The 22,436-nt window shown below is 63.1% G+C and carries 18 protein-coding genes, 1 other RNA gene and 1 pseudogene; 12 read left to right on the top strand and 8 right to left on the bottom strand.

What is annotated here, in order from left to right:
• The first annotated feature begins 100 nt into the window (after positions 1 to 100).
• Positions 101 to 298 (top strand): annotated as a pseudogene (locus tag NLY43_RS29615) (TOBE domain-containing protein).
• 28 nt (positions 299 to 326) lie between these two features.
• Here NLY43_RS29615 and NLY43_RS29610 read toward each other — a convergent pair.
• Complete coding sequence (locus NLY43_RS29610) at positions 327 to 1,121, bottom strand: thymidylate synthase (protein WP_023682098.1); 795 nt, start codon at positions 1,119 to 1,121, stop codon at positions 327 to 329.
• A 363-nt stretch (positions 1,122 to 1,484) separates the two neighbouring features.
• Positions 1,485 to 1,796: a DUF2853 family protein gene (locus NLY43_RS29605; protein WP_023712466.1), complete on the bottom strand. Its 312-nt coding sequence runs from the start codon at positions 1,794 to 1,796 to the stop codon at positions 1,485 to 1,487.
• A 168-nt stretch (positions 1,797 to 1,964) separates the two neighbouring features.
• Here NLY43_RS29605 and ssrA point away from each other — a divergent pair.
• Positions 1,965 to 2,323: a transfer-messenger RNA gene (gene ssrA, locus NLY43_RS29600) on the top strand.
• A 212-nt stretch (positions 2,324 to 2,535) separates the two neighbouring features.
• Here the strand turns inward: ssrA and NLY43_RS29595 are convergent.
• Positions 2,536 to 3,741 (bottom strand): multidrug effflux MFS transporter, encoded by a 1,206-nt coding sequence (locus NLY43_RS29595; protein WP_023712465.1) that lies wholly within the window; start codon positions 3,739 to 3,741, stop codon positions 2,536 to 2,538.
• Positions 3,742 to 3,929: 188 nt separating this feature from the next.
• Between NLY43_RS29595 and NLY43_RS29590 the strand changes: the two genes are divergently transcribed.
• The 4 genes from NLY43_RS29590 to NLY43_RS29575 all read left to right on the top strand — a co-directional run bounded on the left by NLY43_RS29590 (position 3,930) and on the right by NLY43_RS29575 (position 5,737).
• Positions 3,930 to 4,613 carry a TetR/AcrR family transcriptional regulator gene (locus NLY43_RS29590; protein WP_023668320.1) on the top strand — a complete coding sequence of 228 codons (684 nt, stop codon included), beginning with the start codon at positions 3,930 to 3,932 and terminating at the stop codon, positions 4,611 to 4,613.
• 130 nt (positions 4,614 to 4,743) lie between these two features.
• Positions 4,744 to 5,289 (top strand): SspB family protein, encoded by a 546-nt coding sequence (locus NLY43_RS29585; RefSeq protein WP_023667419.1) that lies wholly within the window; start codon positions 4,744 to 4,746, stop codon positions 5,287 to 5,289.
• 18 nt (positions 5,290 to 5,307) lie between these two features.
• On the top strand, positions 5,308 to 5,502 hold the full coding sequence (locus tag NLY43_RS29580; protein ID WP_023712464.1) for a DUF4169 family protein: 195 nt from the start codon (positions 5,308 to 5,310) through the stop codon (positions 5,500 to 5,502).
• 13 nt (positions 5,503 to 5,515) lie between these two features.
• Positions 5,516 to 5,737 carry a ribbon-helix-helix domain-containing protein gene (locus NLY43_RS29575; protein WP_023712463.1) on the top strand — a complete coding sequence of 74 codons (222 nt, stop codon included), beginning with the start codon at positions 5,516 to 5,518 and terminating at the stop codon, positions 5,735 to 5,737.
• Positions 5,738 to 5,744: 7 nt separating this feature from the next.
• Here NLY43_RS29575 and NLY43_RS29570 read toward each other — a convergent pair whose 3' ends face one another.
• From NLY43_RS29570 to NLY43_RS29560, 3 genes are all read right to left on the bottom strand, one after another.
• On the bottom strand, positions 5,745 to 9,683 hold the full coding sequence (locus NLY43_RS29570) for an AsmA family protein (RefSeq protein ID WP_023712462.1): 3,939 nt from the start codon (positions 9,681 to 9,683) through the stop codon (positions 5,745 to 5,747).
• 157 nt (positions 9,684 to 9,840) lie between these two features.
• The gene (locus NLY43_RS29565; protein WP_023667425.1) at positions 9,841 to 10,320 is read right to left on the bottom strand and encodes a hypothetical protein; all 480 of its coding nucleotides are present in this window, start codon (positions 10,318 to 10,320) and stop codon (positions 9,841 to 9,843) included.
• 20 nt (positions 10,321 to 10,340) lie between these two features.
• A complete protein-coding gene (locus NLY43_RS29560; protein WP_023712461.1) occupies positions 10,341 to 11,750 on the bottom strand; it encodes an FAD-binding oxidoreductase in 1,410 nt (469 codons plus the stop codon).
• 102 nt (positions 11,751 to 11,852) lie between these two features.
• On the opposite strand from NLY43_RS29560, the gene NLY43_RS29555 reads away from it, so the two are divergent.
• The 4 genes from NLY43_RS29555 to NLY43_RS29540 all read left to right on the top strand — a co-directional run bounded on the left by NLY43_RS29555 (position 11,853) and on the right by NLY43_RS29540 (position 14,537).
• Complete coding sequence (locus NLY43_RS29555) at positions 11,853 to 12,338, top strand: thioesterase family protein (protein ID WP_023712460.1); 486 nt, start codon at positions 11,853 to 11,855, stop codon at positions 12,336 to 12,338.
• Positions 12,339 to 12,484: 146 nt separating this feature from the next.
• On the top strand, positions 12,485 to 12,682 hold the full coding sequence (locus tag NLY43_RS29550; protein ID WP_013531006.1) for a hypothetical protein: 198 nt from the start codon (positions 12,485 to 12,487) through the stop codon (positions 12,680 to 12,682).
• A 260-nt stretch (positions 12,683 to 12,942) separates the two neighbouring features.
• Positions 12,943 to 14,091, top strand: a complete 1,149-nt coding sequence (locus tag NLY43_RS29545) for a histidine kinase dimerization/phosphoacceptor domain -containing protein (RefSeq protein WP_023667428.1) — start codon at positions 12,943 to 12,945, stop codon at positions 14,089 to 14,091.
• Entirely contained in the window at positions 14,088 to 14,537 is a 450-nt protein-coding gene (locus NLY43_RS29540) for a response regulator (RefSeq protein WP_023668313.1), read from the top strand. Before NLY43_RS29545 ends, NLY43_RS29540 begins: the two co-directional genes overlap by 4 nt.
• Positions 14,538 to 14,540: 3 nt before the next feature.
• Here NLY43_RS29540 and NLY43_RS29535 read toward each other — a convergent pair whose 3' ends face one another.
• Positions 14,541 to 15,446: a dienelactone hydrolase family protein gene (locus tag NLY43_RS29535; protein WP_023682108.1), complete on the bottom strand. Its 906-nt coding sequence runs from the start codon at positions 15,444 to 15,446 to the stop codon at positions 14,541 to 14,543.
• 603 nt (positions 15,447 to 16,049) lie between these two features.
• Positions 16,050 to 18,389: a glucose/quinate/shikimate family membrane-bound PQQ-dependent dehydrogenase gene (locus NLY43_RS29530; RefSeq protein WP_198025530.1), complete on the bottom strand. Its 2,340-nt coding sequence runs from the start codon at positions 18,387 to 18,389 to the stop codon at positions 16,050 to 16,052.
• A gap of 243 nt (positions 18,390 to 18,632) precedes the next feature.
• Between NLY43_RS29530 and NLY43_RS29525 the strand changes: the two genes are divergently transcribed.
• Positions 18,633 to 19,466, top strand: a complete 834-nt coding sequence (locus NLY43_RS29525; protein WP_023712457.1) for a DUF2059 domain-containing protein — start codon at positions 18,633 to 18,635, stop codon at positions 19,464 to 19,466.
• An 80-nt stretch (positions 19,467 to 19,546) separates the two neighbouring features.
• Positions 19,547 to 22,357: an ATP-dependent helicase gene (locus tag NLY43_RS29520; RefSeq protein WP_023712456.1), complete on the top strand. Its 2,811-nt coding sequence runs from the start codon at positions 19,547 to 19,549 to the stop codon at positions 22,355 to 22,357.
• Positions 22,358 to 22,436 lie beyond the last annotated feature (79 nt).

The raw sequence follows: 22,436 nt of genomic DNA, 5'->3' as shown, positions 1-22,436 counted from the left end.
TGGATGAATATAACAAGGGAAGGCCGCCTCCTGCGAAAGCGTATGTTCGGCATCGATTGTTCTGGTTTGGACGTGCACCGAAACCCGGAAAGGAACTCCGATGAAGATCAGCGCCCGCAACATCCTCAAGGGAACGATCGTCGAGATCGTCAAAGCACCTCGCCTGTCCGCGGTGATGTCGGCGGCTCCGTCGTCACGCTTCGATCACCAACGAGGCCGTTGCCGATCTCAAGCTCGAAAAAGGCAAGCAGCCTATGCCATGATCAAGGCAACCGACGTCATGGTCGACATCGATTGAGGGTCGGAATTGATTGACGGTGGACGGATCAGACCGCGATCGGCGCCTTGATCGACGCGTCGGCAAAATAGTTTTCCAGCCGGAAATCCTCGAAGCGGAAGGCGAACAGGTCCTTCACCTCCGGATTGATCCACAGCGTCGGCAGCGCCTTGGGTGTGCGCCGCAATTGCTCGCGCGCCTGCTCGAAATGGTTGGAATAGAGATGCGCATCGCCCAGCGTATGGACGAACTCGCCGGGCTTCAGCCCGGTCACCTGCGCCACCATCAAGGTCAGCAGCGCGTAGGAAGCGATGTTGAAGGGTACGCCGAGAAAAATGTCGGCCGAGCGCTGGTAGAGCTGGCAGGACAGCTTGCCTTCCGAGACGTAGAACTGGAACAGGCAGTGGCACGGTGGCAGCGCCATCGCCTCCACTTCGGCCGGGTTCCACGCCGAAACGATCAGCCGGCGTGAATTCGGATTCCGGCGTATCTCCTTCAGAACATTGGCAATCTGGTCGATCGACCCGCCATGGCCATCCGGCCAGGAGCGCCACTGCTTGCCATAGACCGGGCCGAGATCGCCATTCTCGTCGGCCCATTCGTCCCAGATCGAAACGCCATGATCTCTAAGGTATTTGATGTTGGTGTCGCCGGCCAGGAACCACAGGAGTTCATGGATGATCGACTTCAGATGCAGCTTCTTGGTGGTGGTGACGGGAAAGCCGCGCGACAGGTCGAAGCGCATCTGGTAGCCGAACACCCCACGCGTGCCGGTGCCCGTGCGGTCGCCACGATCGGCGCCATTGTCCAGCACATGCTGCAAAAGGTCGAGATACTGGCGCATCGGCTTCGCCTCGATTCGGGATTGCCGGCATCATAGCCGACTGGCCGCCGGCCGAACACAGCAAAACCGCGCAAAGCCCTTGCGCACAACCACACTTTTCCGAAGTTAGCGCCGCCCCTCATGCCCTGCCGGGCATTTCTCCCCGTATAGTGACGGGGAGAAAGGGCTGGTTTTGACGCCGTCGCTTTTTCCTGCGACGCTGGCGACTAGCGAAATCGCCAATGGCTGCGTCCTGCTCCCCGCTCACGGGGAGAAGATGGCGGCAGCCAGATGAGGGGCAGCGCTGACGCCCAGTGAACTGGAATTCAAACCCGACGCGACGGACCCCTCTCGCGCCAGTCTTCGCAAACTGGCGTACGATCGTTAGAGCGAGCCGAGCTTGCCCAGATCCTTGGCGACCAGATAGTAGAAAGTCACGCGGCTCTTGGAGCTGTCGGCGGCCAACGCCTTGCAGGTCTTCTCGATCGCTGAGTCGGCTTTCGCCCCGTCGGTCACGCCGAGTTTCTTGGCAACCCAGTTGGTCTTGACGCGCTCCAATTCCTTGGGGTCGGTGCAGGATACCAGCGAGGAATCGCGGTTGCGCAGCGCGATGCCCAGATGTTTCACAATCTTGGCAACCACATCGGCATTTGCGGCGGCGTCGTATTTCTTCAGGTCTGCGAGATAATCGGCCATCAAATTTCCCCATGTCGGCGCCACGGGATCCGATCGATGAGGGCTGTGGCGCGCTGCCGCAACTTGTGCGCTCGGTCGATACTCCTCACCATCGCAAAGCTTCGGTTGAGACCGCGCGCGAGTCAACCCTCGGCGCCGCAGTTTGGTGCGGCCAAGAAGTGTCATTGCGGCCTTTCATTTTGTGCGCCCGCCCCCTATATTCGTTTTGTCGGCTTGACCGACTATGGCGATAAATGGGCGATGTAATAAGCCGTTCGGACCCGGGGGCGGTACCCGGCGCCTCCACCAAGAACCGCTCTGTGATCAGAGCGGCTGTTGCTGGGGGCGAAATAGGATCGACGAAGGTGTAAAGATCGTACTTTTGCCCGGCATGGTACCACCGTCATCGGGCTAAACCTGTAGTTGCAAATGACAACTATGCGGAAGCACGTCTCGCCGCGTAAGCGGTGCGATAGCTTCAAATCAAGTCCTAGAGGTTCGCACTTCTAGGCGGGGTTCGGAGGTACCTGGCAACAGAAACCTCCACTTCTCCCCTCCTCGATATCGTACGCTCAATGCCGGCTGCCGCTGGCCGGATTTCGCATGACGATGGGCCGCGAAGCCTACACCAAATTGAGCCATGAGCTGGTGCAATTTGCCGCCGGCGTCGGTCGAAGGCCGTGGTTCTGGCCGGGGCCGGATTACCCCAGACGTGAAAAAGGCCGGGATGACCCGACCTTTCCGGTCGATTGCGGTCAGCTTACTCGGCCGGCGCTTCAACGGCTTCGCGCGAGCGGCCAAGCGTCAGTTTGGCCAGCGTGAACGAGATCACCGCGCAGAGCGTGATGCCGGCCACCATGGGCAGCGGGGTGCCGTCGAAGAAGATGCCGGCGACGCCCATCGCCAGCGCACCGATGGCGAAGTGCAGCGTGCCCATCAGCGCCGAGGCCGTGCCCGCGATCTCGCCATGCTCTTCCATGGCCAGCACCGACGTCGTCGGGATGACCAGGCCAAGGAAGCCGTAGCCGACGAACAGCAGTGCCGCCATAACATCGAGCCGGTCGACGCCGGTCGCCATGACTGCGAACAGCACAACCATCGTCGTGGCATAGCCGGTTACCGCCACCCAGACGACGCGCTTCAGCCCGAAGCGCTCCGACAGCATCCCCGTCAGTTGCGACATGCCGATGAAGGCCACCGCATTGATCGAGAAGAACACGCTGTAGACGGAAGGCGACAGCCCGTAATGGTCGATCAGGATGAAGGACGAACTCGAGAGGTAGACGAAGAAGCTGGCGATGCCGAAGCCGGCGATCGCCACCAGGCCGAGGAAATTGCGGTCACCCATGAGGAAGCGATAGCCGGCGAGTGCGGTTCCGAAGGAGGAACCGACGCGTTCTTCCGCCGGCCGCGTCTCCTTCAGCGAGGTCGCCAGCAGAATGGTGGCCAGCAGGGCCGCGCCCGTCACCGTCCAGAACACGGCGCGCCAGCCGAGATTCTCGATGATCTGGCTGCCGGTCAGCGGCGCCAGGATCGGCGACACCGAAAACACCAGCATCAGCAGCGACATCAGCTTGGCGGCTTCGGTGCCGGTGTGCAGGTCGCGCACGATGGCGCGCGGCACCGCCATGCCGGCGCTGGCGCCCAGCCCCTGCAGGAAGCGGAAGGCGATCAGCCATTCGATGGTCGGGCTCATGGCCGAACCGATACCGCCGACCATGAACAGCGCAAGGCCGCCGTAAAGCGGCAGCTTGCGGCCGACCATGTCGGAGATCGGTCCGACGACGATCTGGCCGAAGCCCATCGACAGGAAGAAGATCAAAAGGCTCATCTGAACGGCGGCGGTGCCGGCATGCAGATCCTCGCCGATCGAAGGCAACGCCGGCAGATACATGTCGATGGCGAAGGGGCCGATAGCGGACAACAGGCCGAGCACGACCGCGATGCGGAGGAATTTGGGACTCATGATAAAGGCTTCTTTCAAGTCTGGTTGGCGCCGCCAACGCGACGACTAACCCTAGGACGTTCCATCCCGTTGAAATCCGACGGCTCAGAGCGAGATTATTCGTCTCTACGGAGCGAATTCACCATTTTTTGTGTCCACAAATTTAGACAGCCTTGTCTAATTCGTCAATCACCTCTATATAGATTTCTATGAAGCTTGCCGTTTCTCCTGACATTTTCCCGCCACGCGGCCACGAGGCCAAGCGTATGTCGATTATCGATGCGGCGGCTTCGGTCTTTTGCCGGGAAGGCTTTGCCGGCGCCAATATTGACCTGATCGCGGTGGAGGCCGGCGTGTCGCGCCAGACCATCTATAATCACCACCGCGACAAGGAAAAGCTCTTCATGGCTGTGGTGCGCGATCTGACGGAGCGCTGCAATGCCGGCATCTTCGCCACCTTCGCCTCTTTCCCAGACCAGCCGAAGGATCTGGAAGCCGACCTGATCGGCTTTGCCGTGCGCATGAATCAGAACTGCATCTGCAACCGCGACGGACGCTTCCTGCGCAAGCTGATCCAGACCGAAGGCGAGCGCTATCCCGAGCTCTTCGCCGAATGGCGCGACCAGGGCCCGGGCCGGACCTGGCCGGCACTTGCCGCCCGTTTTGCCCGCCTCGCCCATGCCGGCCATCTCGCGGTCGACGATCCCGATGTCGCCGCACGCCAGTTCCTGGCGCTAGCCAACGCCGAACTGCAGACCACCTTCATGCTCGGCGGCATGCCGTCGGAAGATGAAGTGCTGCAATCCGCGACCCACGGCGTGCGCACATTCCTGCGCGCCTTCGGCAAGCGCAGATCAGCGGCAGCGGTGGAAAAACAGCTGGCCAGCGCCTGAACGCCAAAGCAGGCGATCAAATCGTCCGTTACGGGCTTCGCTTCGGCGCATCAGCGATCTATATCCGGTTTACGCCGCGCTCAAGCTTGATTACAGCTATGCGGACGATTCAACGGAACCCGACCAGCACATGGCCGACGACCACATCCGCTACGACATCCTGGCCCAGGAGGCATTGCGCGGCGTCATGCGCAAGGTCCTGGCCGAAGTCGCGCGCACCGGCCTTCCCGGCAATCATCATTTCTTCATCACATTCCTGACCGGCGCGCCGGGCGTGCGGGTGTCCTCCAGGCTGCGCGAGCGCTATCCCGAACAGATGACCATCGTCATCCAGTTCCAGTATTGGGACCTCAAGGTGACCGATACCGGCTTCGAGGTCGGGCTGTCCTTCTCCGACGTGCCGGAGAAGCTGGAAATCCCGTTCTCGGCCGTACGCGGCTTCTACGACCCATCGGTCAATTTCGAACTCGAATTCGACGTCAAGACCGACGTCCCGGCGGAAGACGATGCAGCCGCCCAGCCGGCTGCCGAGCCTTTGGCTATCGTCTCCGAGAAAAAGCCGAAGGCCGAGAAGAAGGCAGCTGCCACTGAGGCGGAGAAAAAGCCCGCCGTGGCCGATGCCGCCGCCGGCAAGGGCGCCGACGTCGTGTCGCTCGACGCCTTCCGCAAGAAGTAGCGGGACGGTCGGCGCGACATGGGCGAAATCGTCAACCTTCGCCAGGTCCGCAAGCAGAAGGCGCGCACCGAAAAGGAAAAGCTCGCCGGCGAGAACCGCGCTCTGCACGGCCGTTGCAAAGCCGAAAGAACTCGTGACCGTCTGACATCGGACAAGGCCGAAAAATTCGTCGCCGGCCACCGCCGCGAACGCCCGGAAGACCAGGGCGATTGATGGACCGCCTGCGGTGAGCCCGGTCGAAAAACGCTCCGTGACCATCCGCGGCCATCGCACCAGCTATTCCCTCGAAAAACCCTTTTATGACGATCTCGTCGCCATCGCCGCCGCGCGCAAGCTGACCCTTGCTGCCCTGGTCGCGGAGATCGACGAGACAAGACCGCGCGATGCCAATCTGTCCTCGGCGCTCAGGCTCCACGTGCTGGACTGGGCCAAGCGCGACGCCGTCTGAATGGTTCTTAATTGCCCAGCGACTTCAGCAAATTGTCGACCGAGAACGGATTTGTCCTGGGCTTCGGCGGCGCCGGGGCCGAACCGTCACTGACGCCGGGAAGTGAGCGGTCGACCTTCGGCGCCTGCTCCTGAGCCTTGCGCTCGGCCTCCAGCCTGGCTTTTTCCTGCGAAGCGATCCGAGCCTGTTCGGCCTTCTTCCGTTCGTCCTCGGCCTTGGCGGCGTCTTCGGCAGCCTGCTCTTCGGCCTGCGCTTTCGCGTCCGCATCCGCCTTGGCCTTGGCGTCAGCCTCTGCCTGCGCTTTCGCATCGGCATCGGCCTTTGCTTTGGCATCCGCCTTGGCCTTGGCATCCGCTTCGGCCTGTGCCTTCGCATCTGCCTGCACTTTCGCCTTGGCGTCGGCCTCGGCTTTGAGCCGTGCCGCTTCCTCCTGCTTGCGCAATTCCTCGGCGGCGTTGTCGCGCTCGGTCTGCAAGGCGGCGTAATAGCGCACCTCGCGCCGCAGCCGCTGCTTCTCGAGCAGTGCGGCCTGCATCGCCTCGACCCGCTGCTGCTCCTTTTCCAGCGCGCGCTGGGTCAAAAATTGCGCCAGCGGCTCGCTGTCGAACTGCTTTTTCAGCGCCCCGAACGGCCCATCGACGCTGAAATTGACCGTCGGATCGGAGCCGACCAGCGCCTCGTCGCCAGGCTTGTAGGTGACCGCGCCCTTGGTGGCGACGGTGCCGGTGTTGAGGTCGGCCGTGATGTCGGCAGACAGCGTCGCCGCCTGGTTTTCGAATTTGATCGGTGGTGCCCGCAACGTGCCGCCGGCGACCGTGAAGGCGATGTCGGCATCGCCGGCAGCAAAGCTGCCGTCGCCAGCGATCTCAGGTGCAAAGCCCGCAGTCTTGGCCACGTCGATGTCGCGCCCGATCGCATCGGCCTTGGCAATCAACGCGCCGAAGGCATCGGGATTGACGCCGGCAATGGTGAGGCCTTTCAGCGCCGCCGTGCCCGAGCCGGAGAGTGCGGCAATCATCGCGTCGACCGATTTGCCGCTGGTCGACAGCCCTGTCGAGAAGTCGCCGCTGCCACTCAAGCCGGCAGCCGGCAGCACAGTCGCCAGGTCGGCGCCGGCAAGCCTCATCTGGCCGGAGAACAGCCCCGTGCCGTCCGTGTTCTTCAACTCGAACAATCCGGTGAGCGCGCCGCCGAGCAGTTTTGCCTTCAGGTCCGAAACGCGGATGCCTTCCTGGTCCAGTTTCAACGACAGCGACGCGTCATAGGCTGTCGCCAGCGGTCCGGCGGCAAGCGTCGCCGTCGCCAGGTCGAGATCGGCGCTGAACGGCAGGCTGGATTTCTGGCTGAATGGCGCCGTCGGCCAGTTCGCGTTGCTGCTGAGGAACGACTGGTCACCGAACAGCGCAACCGCAATCGGGTCGAGGTCCAGTTCGTCGAGCGCCAGCGCACCGGCAAAATGCGGCAGCCCCTGCTTCGCATCGATGTTGACGTCGCCCGAAATCTCCGACTCGTTGATGGATCCGCTGAGGCCGCTCAACACCAGCAGGCCGTTGCCGAAATCGGCATCCGCGCTGAGCGAGGTCGAGGTGCCCGTTCCCATACCCGGCAGGCCGGCGCCGGTCGTCATCAGCCAGGGCTCGATGTCGGAAGCGTCGAGGCCGATCTTGCCCTTGGCGGTGGCGCCTTGCGGCGTCTGAGCGACGGTGCCGTCGAACGTCGCCTTGAAGTCATCGGCGGCGAAATTGAAGCTCGTCGCCAGGCCGCCGCCGAGCGTGCCTTTGGCCGAAATATCGGTGCTTGCCTGGCCGAGCATGCCGAGCGGCAGCGCCGGCAGGCCGTAGAGCGCCAGCAGCACGGTGGCGTCGGGATTTTTGGCGTTGAAGGTCAGCGTCACCGGCGCGTCGAGCAACTGGCCGACGGCACCCTTGCCCGACAGCGACGCCGAAAAGGCCGAACCGCCGGCCTTGCCTTGTCCGCTCACCGCCAGCCCGGTCGTGCCGTCGCCATTGTCGGCGGCGCTCGCCACCAGATCGACGCGCGCGTCCTGGAACAGTTCAGGATAGGCGGCCGTGCGGCCAGCCAGTCCCTTCAGCATCAGATTGTCGGGATAGTGTTGCGCGGCAATGTCGATCAGCGGCTTCAGATCGACGGCGACCACCGAGGCATCGAGCTTGCCGGTCGGGCTTGCCGGAAAATCCTTGATCCGGCCGGTGGCGCTGATCGAGGCGCCGGCAAGGCCGCCAATCGACAGCCGGTCGATTTCGAGCAGCCCGTCGCGGAGCCGGAGCGCGGTATCGACCGTGTCGGCGGTGAGCCCGCCGGCATTGACCGGCCCTGCCTTGATCTGAAAATCGAGGTCACGGTCGGAAAAGCGGTTGGCGCCCTTGTCGCTGACGAAGATCGAGGCGAAGGCCGTCAGCCCGTCGACATCGAGTTCGCCGCCCTCGAGCCGCATCAGCACCGAGGACTTGGCGTCGTCGGGCTGGTTGGAATCGATGCGGCCGGTGAACTTCGACTTGCCGAGGATCAGTTCGAGATCGCTGAACGCCTGGCGCTTCTCCGACAGGTCCACCTTGGCCTTGAAGCCGGCGGCCGGCAGCCGGCGGATCGCCTCGTCGACATCTTTCGACAACCAGGCAGCAAAGCCGGAAGGCTGCGCCACCGCCAGCAGCATGGAGCCGCTGAAACGGAAATGATCTTCGACGCTGAGCATGCCGCTGGCTTCCAGCGTCGTGCGCCCGGGCAAGGTCGCGGCCAGCGATTTCACCGACCAGCCGCCCTCGACCGGCTCGGCCGAGAGATGCACGTCGCGCACCGTGGTGTCGCCAGCCACCACCGCCGGCAGCTTGACCTCGACAGTGCCGGGGATGCTCGGCTTCGGCAGGACGAGCAGCGCCTGCTCGATTCCGGCAATGCGCTGGTCCAGCGTCAGGCCGGCGCCCTTCTCAGCGCCCACCGCCTCGTCCAGTTGCACCTGCGCGCCATTGGCCTCGATGGCGAAGTTCGGCCTAAGGCCGAGATCGACCGAAGCCTTGCCGTCGGCTGTGTAGGGATTGTCGAGCGGCCCGGTCTCGAAGCGGAATTCGTCGACGCCAAGCTTCTGGTGGTCGAGCGAGAACTTGCCGTTCAGCCTGAACCCCGGATCGGGTTTGCCGGCTCTGATTTTGACGCTCTCGCCATCGCCGCCGCGCAGTTCGGCGCTGTTTTTGTCGTTGCCGGAAATCTTGAACTGGCCGGAATAGACGGCAGCCCCATTGACGATGCCGGCATTGCCGTCGGTTTCGATGACCAGTGGATAGGCATCGGGATCGACCTTGAGCCTCAGCCGCATCTGGCCGCTGCCTTCGGCCTTGCCGGTCGAAGCCGCAACCGTCGAACGCAGTCCGTCGAGCAGCAACGTTCCGTCCATGCGCCACGGCCCGGCCAGCGACTTGGCAGAGATGGTCGAATTGATCTCGGAAATCAGATGGCTGCGCCCGCCTGCGGCATGGCGGAGCGCAATTTCTCCCTCCGTCACCGTGAGCTTCTCGATCGAGATCTGGTTGAGATCGAAGGGCGAGGACGGCCGTATCGCCCAGTCGACCGTGCCGTTATCGGCGATGTCGATCGTCGCCTTCGGATGCACCAGCCGCATGTCGAAAATCAGCACTTCGCCGCGCAGGAACGGCGCCAGTTCCGCGTCCATCGAAAAGGTCTCGACGGTCATTGCCGGCTGGCCGCCGGGGCCGCCGGCGACCGTGACGTTTGAGAAGGTCACCGAGGGGAACGGCAACAGGCGCGCCGTGGCGTCGCCTTGCACCGTCACCTTGCGGCCGAGAATGGCGCTCGCCTCGCGCTCGAATTGGGCGCGGTACCCGGTCCAGTCGACAAAATACGGCACCACCAGCGCCGCAACCAGCACCAGCACAAACAAGCCACCGAAGATCACGAACAGGCGTGCGAGCATCAGCTCCGAACGGGTTGATTGAAAGTCAGCCGCACTCTACCCGCATCAGCGTGTCGATAAAGAGGCAATTCATCCAGAGTTGCTTGATCTCTGATGTATCTGGAAGAGCAGAGATTTTTGGACGCCTTTGACCGCGGTCCGGCCTGTGCGCAAGAGACTATCCTGCCATGGCCCGTCGGCGATATTCGTTCAGCAGCACCACCATCTCCTCGGGCGACAATGTCCAGCCCTGCGGTAATGCGGCTTCGGCGCCGAGGCTTTTGGTCACGCTGCCCATGACGGAGCTTTTCTTGACCCCCGGTGCGAAATTGTACCCGATCATATCGCCTATCCTGCGCCGGCGATGGACGACGAAGAAGCTTTCGATATTCTTCCAGGGGACCAGGTTGGGCGATCGAACAAGGCCTCCGCCGAGACTGAAACCTTGTCCGTTCAGCACCAGAATCTGCGGCCGCACAAGCTGCCAGGCAAACACCAACGCGACCAGCCCGAAAAAGGCCACGCACCACCAAAGGCCGGCGGTGTCGCCGTCCTCGGAGACATAAATCAGGAAAGCGCAGGCCAGGACAAAGAAGAGGCTGGCCGACAGCAGTAACAGTGTCTTGCCAAGCGATGCCCTTATAATCAGGGTATCCATTGCCGCTCCTCACATTTCGGCTATGCAGGTAATATCTTGCCCGGGTTCATGATGTCTTGCGGGTCGAGCGCTTTTTTTATGGAGCGCATGATGTCGACACCATGGCCGAGCTCATGGCGCAGGAAGCCGATCTTGCCCTGGCCGATGCCGTGTTCGCCGGTGCAGGTGCCGTCCATGGCGATCGCCCGCATGTTCAGCCGCGAGACGAATTTCTCCGCCAGCGCGATCTCTTTGGGGTCGTTGACGTCCATCAGCACCAGCACATGGAAATTGCCGTCGCCGGCATGGCCGACGATCGGCGCAACCAGGCCCATCTCGGCAATGTCGGCCTCGGTTTCGGCAACGCATTCGGCCAGCCGCGAGATCGGCACGCAGACATCGGTCGAAAGGCCCTTGGCGCCCGGCCGTAGCGTCAGCGACGCCCAATAAGCATCGTGCCTGGCTTTCCAGAGTTTCGTGCGCTCCTCGGCGACGCTGGTCCAAAGGAATGGCCCGCCGCCATTGTCTTCAGCAATGGCACCGAAGGTCTCGGCCTGTTCGGCGACGCCGGCATCGCTGCCGTGGAACTCGACGAACAGGCACGGGCTCTCGGGATAATCGAGCTTCGAGTAATTCTTCATCGCCCGCATCTGCAGTCCATTGACCAGTTCGATCCGCGCCACCGGAATGCCCATCTGGATGGTCGCGATGACCGCGTTGCAGGCCGCCTCGAGGTTTGGAAACGGGCAGACGCCGCCGGAGATCGCCTGCGGAATGCCTTGCAGCTTCAAGGTCAGCGAGGTGATGATGCCGAGCGTGCCTTCCGAGCCGACCAGAAGCCGCGTCAGATCGTAGCCGGCCGAACTCTTTTTCGCCCGCTTGCCGGTCGTCACCGTCTCGCCATCGGCCATGACGGCCGTCAGCGACAGCACGTTTTCACGCATCGTGCCGTAGCGCACCGCATTGGTGCCGGAGGCCCGCGTTGCCGCCATGCCGCCGAGCGAAGCATTGGCGCCGGGATCGATGGGGAAGAACAGGCCGGTATCGCGCAGGTGCCGATTCAAATCCTCGCGCGTTACGCCAGGCTCGACCGTGCAGTCGAGATCCTCGGGGTTGACCGACAGGATGCGGTTCATGCGCGACGTGTCGACCGAGATGCCGCCACCCGGCGCGTTGGTGTGGCCCTCCAGCGAGGAACCGACGCCGAAGGCGATGACCGGCACGCGGTGCGCGGCGCAGGCACGTACGATCTCCTGCACCTCTTCTGGCGTCTCCGGGAACGCGACACCGTCAGGCGCCTGCGTCGGAATATAGGTGGTGGTATGCGCATGCTGCGAGCGGATCGCCGCGCCTGTCTGGAAGCGTTCGCCGAGCTGCTGCTTGAGAATGCCGAGCACGGCGGCGATGCCTTCCTCGTTGCGTTCGACCGGATTGAGGTCGCTCAGAGCCATGAATTCCTCCGCGAATGGACCAGCGTCCACGCTTGTTATGCGATTATGGATGCGTAGTCTCGACTGCCGCGCTCTGTCCAGCACCAGAACAAGGAACTTTCCATGCCCATCCCTGCCCCCTTCGTTTCCAAACCGATGGACATCGAGAAGGATTGGATCGACTACAACGGCCATCTCAACATGGCCTATTACAACGTGTTGTTCGACCGCTGCTCGGATGAGGCGTTCGAGGCGATGGGCATGGGGCTAGACTATGTCAAAGAGCGGCGCCTGACCATCTACACGGCCGAAGTCCATGTTTGCTATGTCCAGGAACTGCACCTCGAACACAAGGTCGTCGTATCCTTCCAACTGATCGATCATGACGACAAGCGGCTGCGGGCCTACCAGGAAATCCGCCATGTCGATGGCTGGCTCGCCGCCACTTCCGAAACCCTGTCGCTGCATGTCGACATGTCCGGGCCGAAAGTCGCGCCCTTCCCCGCCGATGTGCAGGCCAAGGTGGAAGCCATGCGCGCCGCCCATTCTGCACTGCCGATGCCCGAGCGCGCCGGCCGTTCGATCGGTATTCGCCGCAGGACCGCTTGAAGCGCTGCCTCGCCCGCGTTAACCTTACCAAGGTTTTAACGTGAACAAGCCATTTGGGCCATTGAACGACTCAGCTGACCGTTTGAGAACGGTGCCATGCGAGTTGCGACGCGGGCGGCGGGCAACAGGCGGTTCGAGGAACGTGCATGAAAACCGACATCAAGGTCGAGGTGGACAGGCTGGCTGCCGATCCGCGCATCACCGACTATGATTTCTGGCGCTCGTTGAAGAACGTCAACAACGAGATCTTCCACATCGCCAACAACAACGAGCCTATCCCCTTCGACATGATCCGCTGGCGCGCCATCCTGAAGCAGGCGCGCATGAAGCGTGGCCACGCCTGATGTTTCCGCTGTTCTGAGAAAGCCGCCACCGGCGAGCGCCGCCACGGACCATTGCGACCTGATCATTTCTATAGGTCGGCGCCAGCCCTGCTTGCAGCGAATCGGCTACATCCGACAACCTTCAAAAACCGTTCATTTCGACAGTTTGCGCAACCGGCGATTCGGTTTCGCAAACGGCTGCCTGCGACAAGAAGATCAAGATTGAACCAATTCCACGTCTAAGCCGTTGTGACCCCTGAAAAACGGCTTGGAGTGAAAGCATGGACTGGAAAAGGACCAGGGAACCGGCCGACGCATGGCACATGACGGACAATCTGCATGCCGAGCACGGCAAGGGCGATCCGTTCGCGGCCGCCATCCGCGCCACCCGCATGTCGATGGTCATCACCGATCCCCGTCAGGCGGACAATCCGATCGTCTTTGCCAATGACGCGTTCCTGCGCCTGACCGGCTACGAGCGCGACGAGGTCATGGGCAAGAACTGCCGCTTCCTGCAGGGGCCAGAGACAGACAAGGCAGCTGTGGCTAGCGTGCGCGACGCGATAGCAGCGGGAACCGATATCGCCATCGATCTGTTGAACTACCGTAAGGACGGCTCGACATTCTGGAATGCGCTCTACATCAGCCCGGTTTCCAACGACAAAGGCGAACTCCTGTTCTTCTTTGCCTCACAGCTCGATGTCTCCGATCGCAAGCGCTCCGAGGATCGCATCACCGCCGACAAGAACCGCTTTGAAAAGGCTGTCAAGGAACGCACGCGCGAGCTTGAGGCCGCCCTTGAGGCGCAGACCACGCTGCTGCACGAGGTCGACCATCGGGTGAAAAACAACCTGCAGATGATCTCCTCGCTGATCATCATGCAAAGCCGGGCAATCAAGGATGAAGCGACGAAGCGATCCCTGACCACCATGCTGGAGCGCATCGAGGCGCTGAGCACTGTGCATCGCCGTCTCTACCAGTCAAAGGATGTCAGCCGCTTCGATGTCTCGGATTTCGCCAGGGATCTGGTCACCGACCTGCTGACCGCATCGGGGCGCGCCGAGATCAAGCCGACGCTGGACCTCGAACCCATCGTCATTCCGGCCGAAAAAGCCACGCCTGTTGCCTTGATGGTCAATGAGCTTGTCACCAACGCGCTGAAGCACGCCTTCAAGGCAAAGCCGGACGGCACCACCGCGGGGCGCATCGGCATCAAGATGAGCCAGCCCGACGGCCACTTCAACATCGAGGTTTCCGATGACGGCGTCGGCATGGCCGAGGCCAGTGGCGATGCTTCCTTCGGCATGCGGCTGATCAAGTCGCTTGCCCGGCAGTTGCATGCCGACATCGAATGGCGCGACGCCGGCCCGGGCACAAAGGTCGTCATCTCGATGCCGAACGAACCGCAGCAGAAAGGGAAGCTGTCATGAACGAACCGCTCAAGGTCCTGATCGTCGAGGACGAGGCGTTGCTGGCGATGGAACTGGAAAGCCTCGTCGAGGAAGCCGGCCACAGCGTTGTGGGTTGGGCGACATCCTTGGCCGAAGCAAGAGGTATGATTGATACCGCCGATGCCGATATTGCCTTTGTCGATATCCACCTCGCCGACGGACCAACCGGGGTCGAGGTTGCCGAGCATATCCGCGAGGGTAACCGTTCCATGGTGGTGTTCATGACCGCCAATCCAAAACGCATCCCCGACCATTTCGCCGGCGCGATCGGCGTCATCGCCAAGCCCTACACGATGAACGGACTGGTGTCGGCGTTGCGCTATCTGCAGGAGGGCGTGCGGCGCCCGCCCCCGGTCTCGGTGCTGCCGGCCGGTTTTACGCTGTCGCCGGCCTATGAAAGCGTATGGGCGTCGTCGGCGGCCTGAAGCCTACGCCAGCTTCTCCTTGAGGAAAGCGATCGTCCGTCCCCAGGCGAGATCGGCTGCCTTCTTGTCGTAGCGCGCGGCCGAGGTGTCGTTGTTGAAGGCATGGTTGACGCCGTCATAGACATAGAGCGTGTATTCGACATGGGCGGCGTCGAGCGCTTTCTTGTAGGCATCGATGCCGGCGTCGATGCGCTCGTCGAGCCCGGCATAGTGCAGCAACAGCGCCGCCTTGATCTTCGCCACATCCTCGGCCTTCGGCTGCATGCCGTAATAGGCGACGCCGACGGCGAGATCGGGCGCGTTGACCGCCAGATTGTTGACCGTGCCGCCGCCCCAGCAGAAGCCGACAGCACCGACCTTGCCGTTGCCGTCCTTCTCGCCCTTGAGATAGGCGATGGTCGCCAGGCCATCGGCGGTGACCTGGCTGGCGTCGAGCTTGGTGAACATGTCGCGCGCCTTGTCTTCGTCAGCGGGCGTGCCGCCGAGCGGCGACAGGAAATCCGGCGCCAGCGCCACGAACCCTTCCAGCGCAACGCGCCGCGCAACATCCTTGATATGCGGGTTGAGCCCCCTGTTCTCATGCACCACGATGACGGTGCCGAGCTTGCCGGACTGGTCCGCCGGCCTGACCAGATAGCCCTTCATCTCACCGCTGCTGCCGGAATAGGTGATATCTTCAGCCTTCACGCGCGGATCGTTGTCGGCGACGATTGCCGCCTGCGCCGAATTCGCCGCAAGCAGCGGCGCGATCGCGGCCGCCGCCGCGCCCGATCCGGCAAGCCTGGTCAGCTGTTCCATGAAGCGGCGGCGGTCGAGCGTCAGATGCGTGTATTCGTCATAGGCATCGATCATCGCCTGGGTGATGGCAGGTTTGGCAGGTTTGACGGCTTCGGCGGTGGGTTTCGTCATGGCGTGCTCCTCGTTAGGAGATGATCTCACGGTCACTCCGGGATGACTCGCGGATCAAGATAGGGTGCAAGCTCGCACGGTCCAGTCTCGGATGGGTGACGCTTGCGCCATCGAACGATGCGGCCGCCCCGCCGAACGCGCCCATCACATTTTGGTCATTTCAGAGAATGTCGATGGTGCCGCCACAATATGGAAGGAAGCTGATGATGGTCTCGCTCGTAGCGGCGAGCCCGACGAGAAGGAACAACGCCATGACCTTGTCTACTCCGATCCTTGCAAGCGCGCTCGTGCTTGCTGTTGCTGCCTTGCTGGCAATGCGCTCCGCTGCTGCCGCAGCCGCCGCTCGGATGGTGAAGGTCCGCGTCGACCGGCGTCGGCCGGCACCACGCTGATCCAGCAGGCCGAAACAGGGCGCAGCTAACCAATGAAGTACTGGGCTCCGTGCCCAGCCTCAAAGGCCATCTCTTACGCAAGCTGACCAAGGCTGCTGCTGCCCTCATCGCCCTGCCGGGCACTTCTCCCCGTATAGATGCCGGCAGGCAGATGAGGGGCGGCGCGACAGAATATCTGCCGGGCCGATCACTTACCTAAGTCACATCGCTGCTACTTCGGCAGCGTATAGGCCATCACATAGTCGCCGGGCTTGGTGCCGACCGAGCCATGGCCGCCGGCGACGATGACCACGAACTGGCGGCCGTCGGCGACGGTGTAGGTCATCGGCGTCGACTGCCCACCGGCCGGCAGCCTGGCCTGCCAAAGCTGCTTGCCCGATGTCAGGTCATAGGCGCGCAGATAGTCGTCGACCGCCGCGCCCAGGAAGACGACGCCGCCGGCGGTGATCATCGGCCCGCCAATGCCGGGAACACCGACCTTCAGCGGCAAGGGCAACGGCGTCATGTCGTAGACGGTGCCGTTGCGGTGCTTGTAGGCGATCTTGCCGGTTCTGAGGTCCGCTCCCGCCACATAGCCCCATGGCGGCGCCTGGCAGGGCACGCCGAGCGGCGACAGGAACGGCCCCATCACCACCGCATAGGGTGCGCCCTCATTGCGGTTCAGCCCCTGCTCGCTGCCGCGCCCCTCATCCGGCGGCGGCACCTGGTCGCGCGGAATGAGCTGCGATTTGAACGCCAGATAGGTCGGCATGCCGAACATCACCTGCCGCACCGGATCGACGGCGACGCCGCCCCAGTTGAATGTGCCGAAATTACCGGGATAGACCAGCGACCCCTGCACCGATGGCGGGGTGTAGCGGCCCTCGTAGCGCAGGCCCTGGAATTCGATCCGGCAGGCCAGCTGGTCGAACATGGTGATGCCCCACATGTCGGCGCCGGTCAGCGGCCTCGGATTGAAGGAGAGATCCGAGACCGGCTGCGTCGGCGACGTGTGATCGCCCTCGACAGCGCCGCCCGGCGCCGGCACTTCCTTGATCGGGATGATCGGCTCGCCGCTGCGCCGGTCGAGCACGTAGAGGTCGCCCTGCTTGGTCGGTCCAACCAGGCCCGGAACGACGCCGGCAGCGGTGGTGATGTCGACCAGGGTCGGCTGTGCCGGCACATCCATGTCCCAGAGGTCGTGATGCACGGTCTGCCGCACCCAGCGCACTTGTCCGGTGGCCAGATCGAGCGCGGTGATCGAGGAGGAAAACTTCTCGACATTGGCGCTGCGGCCCATCCCGAGCTGGTCCGGCGTCTGGTTGCCGAGCGGCACATAGAGCAGGCCGAGCTTCTCGTCGGCGCTTGCCGTCGACCACATGTTGGGCGAGTTGTGGGTGTAGGTCTGGCCTGCCGCCAGCGGCGTTGTCTGGTCCGGATTGCCGGAATCCCAGTTCCACACCAGGGCGCCGGTGTCGACGTCGAAGGCCCGGATGACGCCGGACGGCTCTTGCGTCGAATAATTGTCGTTGACCGCGCCGCCGATGATGATCTTGCCGCCCGCAATCAGCGGCGCCGAGGTCGAGTAATAATAGCCCGACTTCGGATACGGCATGTTGGTCAACAAATTGAGCGTGCCGGCTTCGGCGAAGGACGGGCAGACCTGGCCGTTGGCGGCGTCGAGCGCGATCAGCCGCGCATCCGAGGTCGGCAGATAGACGCGCGTCGCGCAAGGCTGGCCGGCGGCGATCTTGGCATCGGCATAATAGGACACGCCGCGGCAGGTCTGGTGCTGGCGGTCCTTGTCGAGCTTGATCTTGGGATCGAAACGCCATTTCTCCTTGCCGGTGGCGGCATCGATGGCGATGGCGAAATTGTGCGGCGTGCAGATATAGAGCGCATCGCCCACCTTCAGCGGCGTCACCTGGTAGGTGGTTTCGCCGACATCGTCCGGCCCTTTCACGTCGCCGGTCTGGTAGATCCAGGCCGGCTGCAATTTGGCGACATTGTCGGGCGTGATCTGGTCGAGCGGCGAATAGCGCTGGCCAAATTGCGTACGGCCGTAGAAATGCCATTCGCCCGGAGGCACATTGCCGCCGAGATCGGCAGTCGGCGTCACCTTGTCGGCGCTGAGGTCGCCGGCGATGTCCTTGGGATCGGCCGTCATCGAATAACCGGCGACGGCGAGCGATGCGAGCACGGCCAGAATGAGCGGCGCGCGCGCGTCGGGGCCGATCAGGCCCCGCCTTGCCCAAGGCGTCAGCAGCCACAGCGCCAGAAGCACGATGATGCCGCCGCGCGGTGCGAGTTCCCACCAGTCGAAGCCGATTTCCCACACCGCCCAGGCCAGCGTGCCGAGCACGATCGCCGCGTAGAGCCAGAGCGCCGTCGATTTGCGCCGGAAGAGCAGCCATGCGGCGATGAGGAAGGCGAGACCGGTGACGACATAGTACCAGCTGCCGCCCAGCATCGCGAGCCAGACGCCGCCGCCGCCAAGTGCGAGGCCGATGAGGAACAGGATGAGGGAGGTGATGACGACAGCCAAGACGATACTCCTTCGACTGATGCGCATTCCGCGGCGCGGCCATGGGCAAAGGTATGCCAATCCTGCCCCCGGCGGTACAACCTTCTCCCGCCCGCCGTGCCTGTCAAGCCGCCGGGGAGCGATCCATGGCGAAACCAAACGGCCATGCCGCAGGCTCCGCGCACAGGGCGTTTTTTTCGAGGCCACACGCCCAGGTGGCAATCCCGCCTTGCCGGCATCCGGGTTTTCCAGCAGTCTGCTTTCGACCAACCATCAGGAGCAACCAGAGTGATGTCATTCGCCTCGCCTCTGACGCGAGTAGTCCTTGTCCTCTGTAGCTTCGTCGCGCTCACGGCCGGCACAGTGGCCGCGCCGGCACAGACGCTGAGCGAGATCAACAAGGCAAACGGCTTTCACGAGATGCTGATGGGCATCGGTCCCGGCATCGCCGCAGCCACGAAATCCATACCCGAACCGTTACCGGCAAATTTCCAGGACGCCTTGTCGGTCGCGCTGGAAGGCGCCTTCGACGCAGTCAAAATGGAGACTGCCATCGAATCGCGGATGGCGGACAGGCTGTCGGCCACCGATCTGTCCGACCTCGCAGCGTTTTACGCTTCCCCGTTGGGCAAGCACGTCACCGCTTTGGAAATTCAGTCGTCTGGCCCGGAAGGCAGGCAAAGCAAGAAGACAGAGGGCAAGCAAATCCTCGCCGAGCTTCCGACCAAGGATCCAGCCCGGCTCGAATTGTACCGCAAGATCATCGACGATATCAGCGCTGTCGACACCGGCGAGGCGATAGCGCTGAACATGAGCTACGCGATGGTTACGGGGATGCTGGGCGCAGCCGGAAAGCCTCTGTCGGACGAACAGATCATGGCGCTGGTGCGTCAGCAATCCGTGAAAATTCGCCAGAACATCGAACAGAATGCCATGCAGGGTAGCGCTTATACGTACCGGGATCTCCCGCTCGGCGATCTCAGACTGTACTCGACATTCCTGGCGTCACCCGCGGGCAGCCGCTATTACGACCAGATGCTGACGGCCTTTGGCATGGTGATGACAGAGGAAGCGCGCTCGTTCGGACATCGATTGTTCGTCGCGCTCGGTTACCGAAAGGCCTGAGCCGCAGTATCGGGCACTTTAGCAGAACAAAACGTAGACACTTCTGGTCTTTCGCTCCCGAATCACTACATTCGGGGGAGATGTCCGGCTTTGCGGAAGAAATGCCCTTTTTCGACGAACCCAATGCGCGGCCCGCGGCCCCGTCGGGCATAGCCGCGCGCGCCATGGCGGCCCGCAGCGGACCCAACAGCGCACCCGATTATCTCAACGGCCTCAACCCCGAGCAGCGGCTGGCGGTGGAAACCACCGAAGGCCCGGTCCTGGTGCTGGCCGGCGCCGGCACCGGCAAGACCCGCGTGCTGACCACCCGCATCGCCCATATCCTGGCCACCGGCAGGGCTTTCCCCTCGCAGATCCTGGCGGTGACCTTCACCAACAAGGCCGCGCGCGAGATGAAGCAGCGCATCGGCCATCTCGTCGGCGAAGCCGTCGAGGGCATGCCGTGGCTCGGCACCTTCCACTCCATCGGCGTCAAGCTCTTGCGCCGCCACGCCGAGCTGGCCGGGCTCAAATCCGATTTCACCATCCTCGACACCGACGACGTCGTACGGCTGATCAAGCAGCTGATCCAGGCCGAAGGCCTCGACGACAAGCGCTGGCCGGCCAAGCAGTTCGCGCAGATGATCGACGGCTGGAAGAACAAGGGCCAAGGCCCGGCCGACATTGCCGAGGGCGATGCCCGCAGCTTCGCCAACGGCAAGGGCCGGGAACTATACAAGGCCTATCAGGAGCGGCTGAAGACGCTGAACGCCTGCGACTTCGGCGATCTGCTCTGCCACCCGATCCGCATCTTCCGCGCCAATCCGGACGTGCTGAAGGACTACCACAAGCGCTTCAAATACATCCTCGTCGACGAGTACCAGGACACCAACACCGCGCAATACATGTGGCTGCGGCTGCTGGCGCAAAGGCCAAGTGCGCCACAACCGCCAAGTGAGCCACAACCGCCAAGAAGTGGCGTTCCAGGTGGCCGCGTTCCAAGTCCTAGCCCGTCCAGGACTCCTGATCGAACTGAGGCGGGCAACTACAAACCTGCGGCGTCAAAAGACGATCCTTCGGAAGAAGGTAACTACGTTAGACCAAACACCTCCTACCGCTGGAATGTTCCGGCCGAAGGCCGCAAGCCCGACCGGGCGTCCGAGCCGTTGCGAGGCCCCCGCGGAGGGCCCGCGCCGGCAGGCGCGGAACAGCCCGTGAGCGTGAATATTTGCTGCGTCGGCGACGACGACCAATCGATCTATGGCTGGCGTGGCGCCGAGGTCGACAACATCCTGCGCTTCGACAAGGATTTTCCCGGCGCCACCATCATCCGTCTGGAGCGCAATTATCGCTCGACCGCGCACATCCTCGGCACTGCCTCGCACCTCATCGCCCACAATGAGGGCCGCTTCGGCAAGACGCTGTTCACCGAGAAGGTCGCCGAGGACGACGAGAAGGTGCATGTCCACGCCGCCTGGGATTCCGAGGAGGAGGCGCGCGCCGTCGGCGAGACCATCGAGACCTACCAGCGTGCCAAGCACAAGCTCAATGATATGGCCATCCTGGTCCGCGCCTCCTTCCAGATGCGCGAATTCGAGGATCGCTTCGTCACGCTCGGCCTCAACTACCGCGTCATCGGCGGCCCGCGCTTCTATGAGCGCATGGAAATCCGCGATGCACTGGCCTTCTTCCGCGTCGTCGCGCAGGGCGCCGACGACCTCGCCTTCGAGCGCATCGTCAATGTCCCCAAGCGCGGCCTGGGTGAAGCCACCATCCGCCAGATCCACGACACGGCGCGGAGCTTGCGCATCCCGATGCTGGAGGCAGCCGCCAAGCTCGCAGAAAGCGACGAGCTGAAGCCCAAGCCCCGCGCGGCCTTGCGCGAAGTGGCGGCCAATTTCGAGCGCTGGCAGAAGGCGCTGGAAACCACGCCGCACACCGAACTCGCCGAGACCATTCTGGAGGAGAGCGGCTACACCGACATGTGGAAGAACGACCGCTCGGTCGAGGCGCCGGGCCGGCTGGAAAACCTGAAAGAGCTTATCCGCTCCATGGAGGAGTATGAATCGCTGCGCTCCTTCCTCGAACATGTCGCCCTGGTCATGGACGCCGAGCAGAACGCCGAGCTTGACGCCGTCAACATCATGACGCTGCATTCGGCCAAGGGCCTCGAATTCGAGACCGTGTTCCTCCCCGGCTGGGAGGAAGGCCTGTTCCCGCACCAACGCGCGCTGGACGAAGGCGGCCGCTCCGGCCTGGAGGAAGAGCGCCGTCTCGCCTATGTCGGCCTGACCCGGGCCAAGAAGAACCTGCATCTGTGGTTCGTCTCCAACCGCCGCATCCACGGCCTGTGGCAGTCGACCATCCCGTCGCGCTTTCTGGACGAACTGCCGGAAGCCCATGTCGAGGTCGCCGAAAGCGGCAACTCCTATGGCGGCTACGGCAATTCCTATGGCGGCGGTTCGTTCGCGTCGGGCCGTGGCGGCCAGGGCGCAGGGCGGCAGAACCCCTACGGCGCCTCGCGCTTCGACAATGTCGGCGCGGAAAAATCCGGCGCCTTCTCCAACACCTATGCGACGCCCGGCTGGCAGCGCGCGCAGGCCAACCGCACCGAGGCGACCGACCGCAACTGGGGCTCGCGCTCCGGCCACCAGGTCGAGCGCATCGGCTATGGCGAGACCGACTCCGGCTACGGCGCCGGCCGAACCAGCGTCAAAGGCCGCACCATTGACGGCGAACTGGTCGCCAAATCCGTCGCCGACACGCCGTCGCCCTTCAGCGTCGGCGACCGCGTCTTCCACCAGAAATTCGGCAACGGCAACATCTCCAACATCGAAGGCAACAAGCTGACCATCGACTTCGACAAGGCCGGCCAGAAACGCGTGCTGGACGGGTTTGTGGCGGCGGTGTGAGCGCCCGCTTGTCCTGTTGTCCTACAAGCGACCACATTGTTGTAGTCTGGCGGAGCCCTCCCCGCCTCGTCATCCACGG

It is taken from the genome of Mesorhizobium sp. C416B (assembly GCF_030323165.1).
Taxonomy (GTDB): domain Bacteria; phylum Pseudomonadota; class Alphaproteobacteria; order Rhizobiales; family Rhizobiaceae; genus Mesorhizobium.
Note: the sequence above shows the minus strand (reverse complement) of the source record. Positions and strands in the feature narration are given on the sequence as shown.

What these genes read in the sequence shown, in the direction of transcription:
- NLY43_RS29610 (WP_023682098.1), bottom strand. Translation starts at nt 1,121, where the DNA reads ATGCGCCAGTATCTCGACCTTTTGCAGCATGTGCTGGACAATGGCGCC.
- NLY43_RS29605 (WP_023712466.1), bottom strand. Translation starts at nt 1,796, where the DNA reads ATGGCCGATTATCTCGCAGACCTGAAGAAATACGACGCCGCCGCAAAT.
- NLY43_RS29595 (WP_023712465.1), bottom strand. Translation starts at nt 3,741, where the DNA reads ATGAGTCCCAAATTCCTCCGCATCGCGGTCGTGCTCGGCCTGTTGTCC.
- NLY43_RS29590 (WP_023668320.1), top strand. Translation starts at nt 3,930, where the DNA reads ATGAAGCTTGCCGTTTCTCCTGACATTTTCCCGCCACGCGGCCACGAG.
- NLY43_RS29585 (WP_023667419.1), top strand. Translation starts at nt 4,744, where the DNA reads ATGGCCGACGACCACATCCGCTACGACATCCTGGCCCAGGAGGCATTG.
- NLY43_RS29580 (WP_023712464.1), top strand. Translation starts at nt 5,308, where the DNA reads ATGGGCGAAATCGTCAACCTTCGCCAGGTCCGCAAGCAGAAGGCGCGC.
- NLY43_RS29570 (WP_023712462.1), bottom strand. Translation starts at nt 9,683, where the DNA reads ATGCTCGCACGCCTGTTCGTGATCTTCGGTGGCTTGTTTGTGCTGGTG.
- NLY43_RS29565 (WP_023667425.1), bottom strand. Translation starts at nt 10,320, where the DNA reads ATGGATACCCTGATTATAAGGGCATCGCTTGGCAAGACACTGTTACTG.
- NLY43_RS29560 (WP_023712461.1), bottom strand. Translation starts at nt 11,750, where the DNA reads ATGGCTCTGAGCGACCTCAATCCGGTCGAACGCAACGAGGAAGGCATC.
- NLY43_RS29555 (WP_023712460.1), top strand. Translation starts at nt 11,853, where the DNA reads ATGCCCATCCCTGCCCCCTTCGTTTCCAAACCGATGGACATCGAGAAG.
- NLY43_RS29550 (WP_013531006.1), top strand. Translation starts at nt 12,485, where the DNA reads ATGAAAACCGACATCAAGGTCGAGGTGGACAGGCTGGCTGCCGATCCG.
- NLY43_RS29545 (WP_023667428.1), top strand. Translation starts at nt 12,943, where the DNA reads ATGGACTGGAAAAGGACCAGGGAACCGGCCGACGCATGGCACATGACG.
- NLY43_RS29540 (WP_023668313.1), top strand. Translation starts at nt 14,088, where the DNA reads ATGAACGAACCGCTCAAGGTCCTGATCGTCGAGGACGAGGCGTTGCTG.
- NLY43_RS29535 (WP_023682108.1), bottom strand. Translation starts at nt 15,446, where the DNA reads ATGACGAAACCCACCGCCGAAGCCGTCAAACCTGCCAAACCTGCCATC.
- NLY43_RS29530 (WP_198025530.1), bottom strand. Translation starts at nt 18,389, where the DNA reads ATGCGCATCAGTCGAAGGAGTATCGTCTTGGCTGTCGTCATCACCTCC.
- NLY43_RS29525 (WP_023712457.1), top strand. Translation starts at nt 18,633, where the DNA reads ATGTCATTCGCCTCGCCTCTGACGCGAGTAGTCCTTGTCCTCTGTAGC.
- NLY43_RS29520 (WP_023712456.1), top strand. Translation starts at nt 19,547, where the DNA reads ATGTCCGGCTTTGCGGAAGAAATGCCCTTTTTCGACGAACCCAATGCG.